This is a genomic window from Acidimicrobiia bacterium (assembly GCA_035651955.1).
In the GTDB taxonomy this organism is placed as follows: Bacteria; Actinomycetota; Acidimicrobiia; order IMCC26256; family JAMXLJ01; genus JAMXLJ01.
In genome coordinates this window covers 1-12,073 of sequence record DASRES010000008.1, presented here as the reverse complement: position 1 = coordinate 12,073, position 12,073 = coordinate 1, and the positions used below count along the sequence as shown (strand labels likewise).

Here is a 12,073-nt window from a genome sequence, read left to right as displayed (position 1 = left end):
GATGGCTAGCGTGGCCGCCCATGGACTCGGTGAACCTGGGCACGACGGGCATGCGCGTCTCGCGTGTGTGCCTCGGGATGATGAGCTTCGGCAACGACAGCGACCGGCCCTGGGTGCTCGACGAGGACGCCGCCGATCCGATCGTTCGCCGCGCCGTCGAGGGAGGCATCTACTTCTTCGACACCGCGAACGCGTACTCGAACGGCGCGAGCGAGGTCGCCACCGGGAAGCTCGTCCGCAAGTACCTGTCGCGTGACGAGGCGGTGATCGCGACGAAGGTGTTCATGCCCGTCACGCCGGGACCGAACGGCGGCGGCCTGTCGCGCAAGCACATCCTGTCCGCGATCGACGCGTCGCTGCGGCGACTCGACCTCGACTACGTCGACCTGTACCAGATCCACCGCTTCGACGTGCACACGCCCGTCGAGGAGACGATGGGCGCGCTGCACGACGTCGTGCGCGCGGGCAAGGCGCGGTACATCGGTGCGAGCAGCATGTACGCGTGGCAGTTCGCCAAGATGCAGCACGCCGCCGAACGTGAAGGCTTCACGAGGTTCGTGTCGATGCAGAACCACTACAACCTCGTCTACCGCGAGGAGGAGCGGGAGATGATCCCGCTGTGCATCGACCAGGGCATCGGCGTCATCCCGTGGAGCCCGCTCGCACGCGGCGTCCTCGCGGGCAACCGCAGCCGGGAGGGCGAACGGCGGACGACACGGTCCAACACGGACGCGTTCACCGACTACCTCTACAACCAGCCGACCGACTTCGACGTCGTCGAACGCGTCGCCGAGCTCGCCGCCGAGCGGGGGGTGCCACCCGCCCAGCTCGCGCTCGCGTGGCTGCTGCACCGGCCCGGCGTGACGGCGCCGATCGTCGGCGCGACGAAGCTGTCCCATCTCGAGGACGCGCTCGCGGCCGAGCGACTCCCGCTCGACGCCGACGAGATGAAGCGTCTCGAGGCGCCCTACGTGCCGCACCCCGTACTGGGGCACTAGCTCGGTGCGCGGGCGCTGGGCGATCGCGGTGGCGTGCGCGGTCGCACTCGCGACGGCCGCGTGCTCGGGATCGTCCAAGTCCGGCACGAAGAGCACCTCGACGACGGCCGGCAACGCGCGCGCGTCGTCGGTCGTGTGGCTGTGCCGGCCGGGCCTCGCCGGCAACCCGTGCGACAGCGACGAGACGACCACGGTCGTCGCCGCGGACGGCGCGACGCGCGTCGAGCACCCGACACCGGCGAGCAACCCGCCCATCGACTGCTTCTACGTGTACCCGACGGTGAGCGACCAACCGACGCCGGTCGCGAACCTGGACGTCGACCCCGAGGAGAAGGCGATCGCGCTGAACCAGGCGTCGCGCTTCTCGCAGGTCTGCCAGGTGTACGCGCCGATGTACCGGCAGGCGACGCTCGCCGCGATCCAGTCGGCGACCGGGTCCCGCACGTCGACGACGACGACCACGTCGGGCGCGACCACGACGACCGGCGCGCGGCTCTCGCTCGGGAGCGGGTACCAGGACGTCCTCACCGCGTGGCGCGACTACCTCGCGCACGACAACCACGGCCGCGGGGTCGTCCTCATCGGCCACTCGCAGGGGTCGGCCGTGCTGATCCAGCTCGTGAAGTCTGAGATCGACCCCAACCCGTCCGAACGGCGCCTGCTCGTCTCCGCGATGCTGCTCGGCGGCAACGTCACGGTGCCCGTGGGTCGCGACGTCGGCGGCGACTTCCAGCACGTGCCCGCGTGCCGCACGCAGACCCAGACGGGCTGCGTGATCGCGTACTCGAGCTTCCTCTCGCCGCCTCCGCCGAACTCGCTGTTCGGCCGCGCGCGTTCCGGCCCGCGCGCCGGCGGCGGGTCGGCGAGCGGGTTGCAGGTCCTGTGCGTCAACCCGGCCTCACCGTCGGGCGGATCCGGCTCGCTGCTCCCCTACTTCACGACGACGCGCTTCCCCGGGCTCATCGGCACGGTGTCCGGTCCGGTCCCGAGCGCGCCGACGCCGTGGGTCTCGTACCCCGACCGCTACACCGCGAGCTGCGAGACGGCCAACGGCGCGACGTGGCTGCAGATCACGCCGACGCCGAACCCGAACGACACGCGGCCGGTCGTCACGCAGACGCTCGGTCCGACGTGGGGCCTGCATCTCGTCGACGTGAACATCGCGCTCGGCAACCTCGTCGCGCTCGCACGCTCCGAAGGTACCGCGTTCCACGGTTGAGCGAGCGGAGGCGAGCGGAAGCGTGGCCGAGCGGCCCGGCGCCGCAGGCGCCAAGAGCGGAGACGCTGAGCCCGCCGGGTCGGGAGCATCAGGGCCCGGTCTCGACACTGTCCAGCACGTCGCGCGCGCGGTCGACCATCGCGACGACGGGCGCGAGCACGACCGAGAGCTTCGGCGCGGACGGCAGGTCGGGATGCGGACGCGTCGGCGCCCACCGGAGGTCGCGCGCGATGCGCCGGGCGAGCGCGTCGCGCTCCGTGGGCGTCATCGCGTCGCGGAGACGGCTCGCGACCCGCTCCTCGTTCGCGAGGTAGTGGTCGATGCACTCGACGAGGTCGGCGACGCACGGGTTCCGGAGCGTGTCCCGGTCGCCGAACCACTGCAGCTTCACCATGCTCCGCTCCGCGCCGAGCTTCCGCGCGAGGGCGTCGTCGATCGCGTCCGACTCCTCCGGGAAGCGCGCGCGTGCGGCGCGCCAGACATGGCGTTCGGCGGCGGTCGCGTGCGACACGAACGCGATCCGCAGACGGCGCAGGACGGCGCGTCGCGTGCGCAGCTCGTCGCCCGTCGAACGGTCGTCGGCAGGCGGGAGCGCGCGCACGTCGCGCAGGATCCCGCGGACGACGCCTCGGTGCTCGGCCAACGGCGTCGTGTCCTCCACGGTGCACATCGTTCCCCGCGACCTGCGCGCCCGACGCTGGTTTCGGCTCCGCGCGCACGGGGTACGTCCGGCGCCGCGTGAGGCGCGTGACCGAGGTCGTCGTCTGGTCGGCACTCCTGCTCGGAGTGTGGGTGCTCACGCTGTCGTCGGTCAGCACTCCGGAGCTCGCCGTCGCGTCCGCGTGCGCGGTCCTCGCGGCCGTCGCGACGCTCGGTGCGCGTGTCGTGAGCGGAGGCAGCTGGGCGCCGTCGCCCGGCTGGGCGCGATGGCTCGTCGCGCTGCCGGTCGCGATCGTCGCCGACACGGCCCGCATCTTCGGGCTCGCGCTGGCGCAGCTCGCACACGGGCGCCGGCGCGAGCCCGGTGACATCCGCCCGGTCCCCATCGGCGACCGCGGCGACGACGCGCGTGCGGCGGCCCACCGCGCGCTCTCGACGTTGTGCGTCACGTCGACGCCGGGCTCCTTCGTCGTCGACGCGCGACCCGACGACGGGAAGCTCCTCGTCCACACGCTCGTCGAAGGCGCGCCGTCGATCGCCAAGGTGGTCTCGCGATGACCGGCGCGGCGACACGGCGATGACGGCCGCGGTGACACGGCGATGACGGCCGCGGTCACACCGCCATGACGGCCGCGGTCACACCGCCATGAATGCATGGTCGTGGGCGGCCGTCGCCCTCCTCGCAGGCGCGCTCGCTCCCGCGCTGATGCTCGGCGCGCGGGGAAGCTCGATCGACCGGCTCGTCGGGCTCGAGCTGGCCGGGTCGGTCGCCACGATCACGCTCCTCGTCATGGCGCAGGCCGCGAGCCAGTCGTCGTACCTCGTCGTCCCGCTCGTGCTCGTGCTGCTGTCGTTCGCGGGCACGCTCGTGTTCACGCGGCTGCTCGGCCCGCGGTCGAGCTGAGGTCCCGGTGTCGGCCGGCTACGTCGTCTCGCGTGCGTTGCTCGTCGCGGGTGTCGCGGTGACCGTCGCGTCGGCGTGCGCCGCGTTGAGCATGAAGAACGTCGTCAACCGGATCCACTTCCTCACGCCGATCACGTCGCTCGGCGGTCCGCTCGTCGGGCTCGCCCTCGCGGTCGAGAACGGTTGGGGGCTCGAGACCGCGCAGATCCTGTTCATCGTCTTCCTCCTCGCGCTCGCAGGGCCCGCGCTCGCCGCCGCGACGGGCCGGGTCGCCGCGCAGCGCGAGGGCCTGATCGAACGCGAGGCTCCACGATGAGTGAGGTCGTCGTCGCGATCGCATTGACGCTCGTCCTCGTCGCGGGGACGGCGGTCGTCATGACGAACGACCCGGAGCGACAGGCGGTCACGCTGTCGGTGCTCGGGATCGTCCTCACGGTGCTGTTCGTCGCGTTGCAGGCGCCCGACGTCGCGCTCTCGCAGCTCGGGGTCGGCGCTGCGATCGTCCCGTTGATGGTGATGCTCGCGATCCGGAAGATCCGGGCGACGCGGTGACCCGGTGACGCGGCTCACGCGCATGGTGCTGTTCATCATCGGGGGCGGGTGCGTCGCGGCGATGCTCGTCCTGGTCTTCCTCGACATGCCCGCGTTCGGCGGGAAGCACCATCCGTACCGCGACTACGCGGTCCCCGCCGCGGTGCAGCACGGCACCGCGAACGTGGTCTCGGCGGTGAACTTCGACCAGCGCGGCATCGACACGTTCGGCGAGGAGACGATCATGCTCGGCTCCGTCGTCGGTGTCGCGGTGCTCCTGCGTCCGGGTGAGCACGAGCACGAGGAAGAGGGGCCGGCGACGGGGCGCGTGCTCGACTCGACGCGGCTCGCGGCGTACCTCGTCCTCGCGGTGACGATGATCGTCGGGCTCGACGTCGTGCTCCACGGTGCGATCACGCCGGGAGGCGGCTTCCAGGGCGGCGTCGTCCTCGCGACGGGCGCGCACCTCCTGTACGTCGGCGGTCGCTACCCGGCGCTCCGGCGCGTCACGCCCGAGCCCGTCTACGAGGCCGGCGAGGCGTTCGGCGCCGCGGCCTTCGCCGGACTCGGGCTCGCCGGCATCGCGGTGGGCGGCGCGTTCCTGGCCAACCTTCTTCCCAACGGGACGTTCGGCCAGCTCTTCTCCGCCGGGAGCGTGCCGTTGCTCAGCATCGCGGTCGGCATCGAGGTCGCGTGCGGCACGGTGGTGCTGCTCGCGCAGTTCCTCCGCCAGGAGCTCGCCATCCGCCCGAACGAGAGCGGGTGACGGACATCCGATGACGTACTACGCCTACTTCGTCGCCGGCTGGCTGCTCCTCGTCGGCGTGTACGGGATCGTGCGCAGCCGCGACCTGGTGCACGCGGTCGTGTCGCTGTCGGTCTGCCAGTCCGGGACCTACGTCCTGCTGCTCTCGGTCGGCTATCAGAAGGGCGCGGTCGCTCCGGTGTTCGGCTCGACGCTGCCGACCTCGACGCCCGTCGTCGACCCCGTCGTGCAGGCGATGACGCTCACCGACATCGTCGTCGGCGCGACGGTCACCGCGTTGCTGCTCGCGATCGCGGTGCAGATCGCCAAGCGCCACGGGACGGTCGACCCCGACGAGCTCGTCTCCCTCGAGGGCTGACGTGTTGGCCGTCGCGCCGGTGCGCTTCGACGCCACCGCCGCGCACCTGCTGCCGATCGCGATCACCGTCCCGATCGTGATCGCGTGCGTGCTGATCGCCGGCCGCGCGATGCCGCGGTGGACGAGCGACGCGCTCGCGGTCGCCGCCGCGCTCGGCGTCGCCGGCATCGACGGTGCCGCCTTGGCGAGCACGACCGCGAACCGCGTCGTGGCGTGGGCCGGCGGCTGGCAGCCCAGGCACGGCTTCAGCGTCGGTGTCGTGCTCGTCGCCGATCCCCTCAACGCCGGGCTCGCGCTGGTCACCGCCGCGCTCATGGCCGCCGCGCTCCTCTACAGCTGGCGCTACTTCGAGTCCGCAGGCGCGCACTACCAGGCGTTGATGTTGCTCTTCCTGGCCGGGATGCAGGGGTTCGCGTTCAGCGGCGACCTGTTCGACATGTTCGTGTTCTTCGAGCTGATGGGCGCAGTCGCGTACGCGCTGACGGGCCTGAAGATCGAGGACCGGACCTCCGTGCAGGGTGCGCTCAACTTCGGGATCATCAACTCGCTCGGCGCGTACCTGTCGCTGGCCGGCGTCGCCGTCCTGTACTCGCGCACCGGTCAGCTCGGGCTCGCGCAGCTCGGGCACGCGCTCGACCATCAACAGCCCGATGCGCTGATCGTCGGCGGCTTCGTGCTCGTCTCGTGCGGCTTCCTGGTGAAGGCCGCGGTCGTGCCGTTCCACTTCTGGCTCGCGGACGCGCACGCCGTCGCGCCGAGCTCCGTGTGCGTCCTGTTCTCGGGGGTGATGGTCGAGCTCGGGCTGTACGGCTTCGCGCGCGTCTACTGGATCGTGTTCGGCGGCACGCTGCCGGGTGACGACATCCGGCGTGCGTTCGTCGTCATCGGGCTCGTCACCGCGGTGGTCGCGGCGACGATGTGCTTCTGCCAGCGACACGTGAAGCGCCTGCTCGCGTACTCGACGATCGCGCACGTCGGCCTGTTCCTCGTCGCGGTCGCGACGTTGACGGCCGAGGGCACCGCGGGCGCGGCACTGTACGTCGCCGGTCACGCAGGGGTGAAGGCCGCGCTCTTCCTGCTTGCCGGTCTCGCGCTGAACCGCTACGGGTCCGTCGACGAGTGGGAGCTCTACGGCCGCGGGAAGGACGACCGGCTGACCGGTGTGCTGTTCCTCCTCGCGGGGCTCGCGCTCGCGGGGCTGCCACCGTTCGCGACCGCGATCGGGAAAGGCGTCGCCGAGGAGGCGGTCGCGAAGGCGGGGTACCCGTGGGGGCCGGCGCTGTTCGTGATCGTGTCGGCGGTGACGGGCGGCGCGGTGATCCGCGCGGGCTTGCGGATCTACTTCGCCGCGGGACCGCGCCCGCACGGTCAGGGACAGCCGGCGACACGCGGCGACGAGGAGCGCGACGTCAGCACGACCATCCCCCGGCACCCCCCGACGATGATGCTCGCGATCGTCGGCCTGCTCGCGGGGTCGTTCGTGCTCGGCGTCGTCCCGCGCTGGTACTCGGCGTTCGGGAACGCGGCCCAGCGGTTCGTCGACCGGAACGGGTACATCGCGCAGACGCTGACCGCCGCGCCCGCGACCGTCGTGCACCACCTCCCGGACGTGTCGTGGACGGCGTCGTCCGTCGTGCTCGGCACGGTGTCCGCGCTGCTCGCGGTCGTGTTCGCGTTCGCCGGTCTGTACCACGAGCGCGCACCGCAGCCCGTCGCGCTGGTCGGACGCGCGTTCGGTCCGCCGCTGCGCGTGCTCAGGGGCGTGCACTCCGGGCACATCGGCGACTACGCGGCCTGGGTGCTCGTCGGCCTGGCCGGCATCGGCGCGCTCGTCGGCCTCCCGCTGCGCTGACCGATCGATTGCTCGTTGAGCGAAATCCGTCGATCGGCGGTACTCACGTCTCAATGAGCCATGAGCGCGGGCGACGGTAAGGTCCGCGTCCATGGACGACCTGTTCGACGGCGACGACGCGACCGGCATCGCGGCCGCGATCCGCGCGGGAGACGTGTCGGCGCGCGAGGTCGTGGAGGCCGCGGTCGCGCGCATCGAAGCGCGCAACCCCGTGATCAACGCCGTCACGGAACAGCGCATCGAGGCCGCGCTCGCCGAGGTGGCCGACGGTCCCCCCGCCCGGGGTGCTCGGCGGCGTGCCCTTCGCGGTGAAGGACCTCGGCGCCGACGTCGCGGGCATGCGCTCGACCGGCGGCTCGCGCCTGCAAGCCGACGTCGTCGCGCGGGAGGACTCCGCGGTCGTGGCGCGCTACCGGGCGGCCGGGCTCGTCGTCGTCGGGACGACGAACGCGCCCGAGTGGGGCCGCAACGCGTCGACCGAACCCGTCCTGCACGGTCCCACGCGGAACCCCTACCGGTTGTCGCACTCGGCCGGTGGGTCGTCGGGCGGGAGCGCGGCCGCCGTTGCGTCGGGGATGGTGCCGGTCGCGCACGGCAACGACGGCGGCGGCTCGATCCGCATCCCGGCGTCGGCATGCGGTCTCGTCGGGCTCAAGCCGACACGGGCGCGCACCCCGAACGCGCCGCGCCGCACCGCGTTCGCGTATCCGGTCGCGGTCAACCACGTTCTCGCGCGCAGCGTCCGCGACAGCGCGCTGCTCCTCGACATCGGGACGGGCCCCGCGATCGGCGACCCGTACGTGACGCCACCGCCGGCGCGCCCGTACGTCGAGGAGGTCGGCGCGCCCGCGGGGGCGTGCCGTGTCGCGCTGAGCACGGTCTTGCCGAACGGCACGCCCGCGCACGAGGCATGCGCGGCGGCCGCCACCGAGACCGCCAAGCTGCTCGAGTCGCTCGGCCACGAGGTCGAGGAGGCGACGCCGCCGTATCCGGTGGACGCGCTGCGGCTCGTCATGACGACGGTCATGGCGGTGCCGATGGCGGCCGAGATCGACGCCCGCCTCGCGCAGCTCGGGCGCGAGCTGCGCGAGGACGACATCGAGCCGTTCACGCGCGTCCTCTACGACGTCGCGTGCGCGACGTCCGGACGCGAGGTCGTGCGCGGGCTGCAGGCGCTCGAGGACGCGGGGCACGCGCTGGGCCCGTTCTTCGAACGCTACGACCTGCTGGTGACGCCGACCATGCCCGTCCCCGTCCCGCGCCTCGGTGTGCTCGACACGACCGACATCGACGCGATGTACCGCAACGCCGCGCCGTACGCGTCGCTGACGAGCTTCTGCAACGCGACGGGGCAGCCCGCGGTCTCGCTGCCGGCCGGCGTCGACGCCGACGGGCTGCCGCTCGGCGTGCAGCTCGCCGCGGCATACGGGCGTGAAGACCTGCTCCTGCGGGTCGCCGCGCAGGTCGAGCAGGCGCGACCGTGGCCCACCGCGCCGGTGTGGCCCCCGCTCGGGTAGCGCCGCGGCTAGCGCGCGGGGTGGTGACGGCTCAGGAAGTCGACGACCGCGACCGTGAACGCGTCGTTGCGGTCGCCCGCGACCATGTGCCCCGCGCCCGACACGTCCGTGAACTCGACGGTCGGGAAGCGGGCGAGGAACGCGGCCGCCTTCTGCTCGCTCACGAGGTCGCTGACGCGTCCGCGCACGAGCATCATCGGGAGCCCCCGCCCGAGGATCGCGTCGACCGCGGCTTCGAGCCGTGGGACGTCGTGGATCTCGGACGGCGGGAAGTCGGCGGTCCCGCCGATGAAGCGCGGATCCCAGTGCCAGTACCAGCGGCCGTCGCGCATCCGCAGGTTCTTCTCGAGCCCCGAGAGGTCCTTCGGGCGCGGACGGTGCGGGTTGTACTCGGCGATGGCGTCGGCCGCCTCCTCCAGCGACGCGAACCCGGTGCGCGCGTTGCGAGCCATGAACTGCTGGATGCGGTCGGCGCCCGCCGGCTCCATGTCGGGGACGATGTCGACGAGCACGACGCCGTCGACGTTGCGCGGCGCGCGCTCGCCGACGAGCAGGATCGACGTGAGGCCACCGAGTGAGGCACCGATGAGCACCGCCGGACGGTCGAGCGTCTCGAGCACGCGCTCGACGTCGCCCGCGAAGCTCGACAGCCGGTAGTCGCCGTTCGGCGGCCACTCCGTCTCGCCGTGCCCGCGCGCGTCGAGCGTGATCGCCTGCCAGCCGCGCTCCGCGACCGCGGACGCGGTGCCACCCCACGAGTGGCGCGTCTGACCGCCGCCGTGGAGGAAGACGACGGGCGGCGCGTCGGACGGTCCGCGCCGGTCCCCCGCGAGCGCGATGCCGCCCACACCGTCGAAGGTCACGCGGACGGGGGCGACGCGGTCGCTCGGCGCAGGGCGCGTGCCGACGCGCCGGGAGGACTCGGTCATGCGAGGGATCTTGTCACGTGCGGCGCGACGACCCGGATGCCGCGCTCACCGCGACGCCGGCGTCACCGTCGCGAGCTCGCGGACGACGTCGAGGAACGAGGCGCCCGCGCCCGACAGCTCGCCGTCGCGATGCACGAACGACAGCGTGCGACTCATCGCCGGTCTGAACCGCCGCGCGACCGCGCCCTGCCGCGCGGCGTCCTCCGCGTTGTCGGCGAACCACAGGACCGACCCCACGTTGGCGAGCACGGCGGTCGTCCACGACGACCGCTCGTCGGTCTCGAGCGCGACGACGGGACGCACGCCGAGGGACGCGAAGAAGTCGGCGTACTCACGGCGTCGTGACGACCCCGGCGCCGGCAGGATCAGGCGCATGCCGTCGAGCGCGTCGAGCGAGACGGGGTCCGGAAGGTCGACGCCGGGCGGCGACACGAGGACCACGTCCTCCTCGACGAACGGCGTGACGGTGAGCGCGCCGGCGGGGCGCCGGTCGGTGAAGCCGATCTCCGCGTCGCCCGCGACGACGCGGTCCTCGATCGCGGCGGTGCCGTCGGCACGGACCATACGGACGGCGTGATCGACGCGACGCACGTAGGTCGGCATGACGTCGCGCGTGAGCAGGAGCTCGAGACTCGACGTCGTGCACAGGGAGAGCGGCGGTCCCGCGACCGTGCGCGCGCTCGCTCGGATCGCGTCGACGCGCTCGACCACGACGCGCGCATGCTCCAGCACCGCGTCCGCGTCGGCGGTCGCCACGACGGTGCGACCGGCCCGTTCGAACAGCGTGGCGCCGAGCTCGCGCTCGAGGTCCCGGATCGCGCGTGACAGCGCGGGCTGCGAGACGTGCAGCTCCGCCGCGGCCGCGGTCATCGTCCCGCGATCCGCGAGGGCGACGAGGTACCGCAGCTGCTGCAGGTTCATGGGGCCGCCACGGTAGGCCGATCCATGCGCGTGCCGCATGGATCGGACGCGGGATCGGCATTGGACACGCCGCACCGGCCCGGTCAACGTGGCGCCATGCGCCGACCTGCCACTGCTTCCCGCGCCCTCGCCGTCGCGGCGCTCGCCGTCGCGACGTTCGTCCTCGCCACGCCCGCCGCGGGCGCCGCACCGGCGCGCGCGACCGCGCCGGCGCGCCCGGCGGCCGCCACGACGACGCCCGTGCCGGCGCTCAAGCACGTCTTCACGATCGTGCTCGAGAACTACAGCGCGGAAGAGGTGACGCCGCAGCTCGCGCCGTACCTCTCCGGCCTCATGAGCCAGGGCGTCACGCTCGACCAGATGTACGGCGTCGACCACTTCAGCCTGACGAACTACATCGCGATGACGAGCGGCAACGCCGCGAACGCGAACACCAAGCTCGACTGCCTGACCGTCGCGTACTCGAGCTGCATCTACACGCCGCCCGACGACACGAACATCGGCGACCAGATGGAGCTGACCGGCCACACGTGGAAGGCCTACCTGGAGTCGATGCCGGCTCCGTGCACGCACCCGAACGTCGTCGGCGCGAAGGACACCTACCTCGTCGGCTACGCGACCCGGCACAACCCGTTCGTGTACTACCAGGACGTCGTGGGCACCGACATCACGACGACGCCCGCGCGCTGCGTCGCTCACGACGTCCCGTACACCGACTTCGCGACCGACCTGGCCGCCCAGGCGCTGCCGAACTACGCGCTGATCGTCCCGAACACGTGCGACGACGCGCACGACCGCGGGACGTCGTGCAGCCTGAGCACCGCGGACACCTGGCTCTCGCAGAACGTGCCCCAGATCCTGAGCTCGCCCGAGTACCAGGACCACGGGGCGCTGTTCATCACCTTCGACGAGTCCGACGTCACCGACGCCCGCGGCTGTTGCGGCAACGCGCAGGGCGGTCACATCGCGACGGTGGTCCTCTCGCCGCTCGTCGGCACCCCCGGCGCGCACACGGCCGTCCCGTACAGCCACTACTCGCTGTTGCGCACGATCGAGGACGGGTTCGGGCTGCCCTGCCTGCGGCACGCATGCGACGCGGGCAGCCAGCCGCTCGGCAACGACGTCTGGGCCACGGGCCAGGAGGTGACGACCGGTTACACGGCGACCGAGGCGCCGTGGCTGACGACGGTGCAGAACCGGATCGGCGGGCCGCTCGACCAGGTGCAGCACAAGGCCGTCTCCGGCCTCGCGTTCGTCACCGGCGCGAGCGGCAAGCCGGGACCGCAGCCCGTCAACCCGCCGCCGGGCACGACCGGACCGACCTCGGTCACGACCGGCTGGGGCCCGAGCGAGCTGCCGCTGCTGCAGTCGATGGAGCAGTACTTCGCGCTGAACGCGGCGCAGGTGCAGAAGCTCGC

At 72.5% G+C, this 12,073-nt stretch carries 14 protein-coding genes; 11 read left to right on the top strand and 3 right to left on the bottom strand.

Annotated features, from left to right (window positions below; genetic code table 11):
- The first annotated feature begins 20 nt into the window (after nt 1-20).
- Nucleotides 21-998 (top strand): aldo/keto reductase, encoded by a 978-nt coding sequence (locus tag VFC33_02010; GenBank protein HZR12001.1) that lies wholly within the window; start codon nt 21-23, stop codon nt 996-998.
- Nucleotides 999-1,002: 4 nt separating this feature from the next.
- On the top strand, nt 1,003-2,217 hold the full coding sequence (locus VFC33_02005; GenBank protein ID HZR12000.1) for a DUF3089 domain-containing protein: 1,215 nt from the start codon (nt 1,003-1,005) through the stop codon (nt 2,215-2,217).
- A gap of 88 nt (nt 2,218-2,305) precedes the next feature.
- Here the strand turns inward: VFC33_02005 and VFC33_02000 are convergent, their stop codons facing one another.
- Entirely contained in the window at nt 2,306-2,878 is a 573-nt protein-coding gene (locus VFC33_02000) for a hypothetical protein (GenBank protein ID HZR11999.1), read from the bottom strand.
- Nucleotides 2,879-2,955: 77 nt separating this feature from the next.
- On the opposite strand from VFC33_02000, the gene VFC33_01995 reads away from it, so the two are divergent.
- The 8 genes from VFC33_01995 (at nt 2,956) to VFC33_01960 (ending at nt 8,805) form a co-directional block, all read left to right on the top strand.
- Nucleotides 2,956-3,435: a Na+/H+ antiporter subunit E gene (locus VFC33_01995; protein HZR11998.1), complete on the top strand. Its 480-nt coding sequence runs from the start codon at nt 2,956-2,958 to the stop codon at nt 3,433-3,435.
- An 88-nt stretch (nt 3,436-3,523) separates the two neighbouring features.
- The gene (locus VFC33_01990) at nt 3,524-3,781 is read left to right on the top strand and encodes a monovalent cation/H+ antiporter complex subunit F (protein ID HZR11997.1); all 258 of its coding nucleotides are present in this window, start codon (nt 3,524-3,526) and stop codon (nt 3,779-3,781) included.
- A gap of 7 nt (nt 3,782-3,788) precedes the next feature.
- Nucleotides 3,789-4,097: a monovalent cation/H(+) antiporter subunit G gene (locus VFC33_01985; protein ID HZR11996.1), complete on the top strand. Its 309-nt coding sequence runs from the start codon at nt 3,789-3,791 to the stop codon at nt 4,095-4,097.
- Complete coding sequence (locus VFC33_01980) at nt 4,094-4,333, top strand: DUF4040 domain-containing protein (protein ID HZR11995.1); 240 nt, start codon at nt 4,094-4,096, stop codon at nt 4,331-4,333. Before VFC33_01985 ends, VFC33_01980 begins: the two co-directional genes overlap by 4 nt.
- A gap of 4 nt (nt 4,334-4,337) precedes the next feature.
- On the top strand, nt 4,338-5,078 hold the full coding sequence (locus tag VFC33_01975; GenBank protein ID HZR11994.1) for an MnhB domain-containing protein: 741 nt from the start codon (nt 4,338-4,340) through the stop codon (nt 5,076-5,078).
- 10 nt (nt 5,079-5,088) lie between these two features.
- On the top strand, nt 5,089-5,436 hold the full coding sequence (locus VFC33_01970; GenBank protein ID HZR11993.1) for a cation:proton antiporter subunit C: 348 nt from the start codon (nt 5,089-5,091) through the stop codon (nt 5,434-5,436).
- A 1-nt stretch (nt 5,437) separates the two neighbouring features.
- Nucleotides 5,438-7,288: a complex I subunit 5 family protein gene (locus VFC33_01965; GenBank protein HZR11992.1), complete on the top strand. Its 1,851-nt coding sequence runs from the start codon at nt 5,438-5,440 to the stop codon at nt 7,286-7,288.
- Nucleotides 7,289-7,584: 296 nt separating this feature from the next.
- The gene (locus VFC33_01960) at nt 7,585-8,805 is read left to right on the top strand and encodes an amidase (GenBank protein ID HZR11991.1); all 1,221 of its coding nucleotides are present in this window, start codon (nt 7,585-7,587) and stop codon (nt 8,803-8,805) included.
- Between the two features lie 8 nt (nt 8,806-8,813).
- On the opposite strand, the gene VFC33_01955 is transcribed toward VFC33_01960, so the two are convergent.
- Both VFC33_01955 and VFC33_01950 read right to left on the bottom strand, forming a co-directional pair.
- A complete protein-coding gene (locus VFC33_01955; GenBank protein ID HZR11990.1) occupies nt 8,814-9,734 on the bottom strand; it encodes an alpha/beta hydrolase in 921 nt (306 codons plus the stop codon).
- A gap of 45 nt (nt 9,735-9,779) precedes the next feature.
- A complete protein-coding gene (locus tag VFC33_01950) occupies nt 9,780-10,655 on the bottom strand; it encodes a LysR family transcriptional regulator (GenBank protein HZR11989.1) in 876 nt (291 codons plus the stop codon).
- 96 nt (nt 10,656-10,751) lie between these two features.
- Here VFC33_01950 and VFC33_01945 point away from each other — a divergent pair.
- Nucleotides 10,752-12,073: alkaline phosphatase family protein (locus VFC33_01945; protein ID HZR11988.1), on the top strand; the 1,322-nt coding region annotated here is incomplete at its 3' end.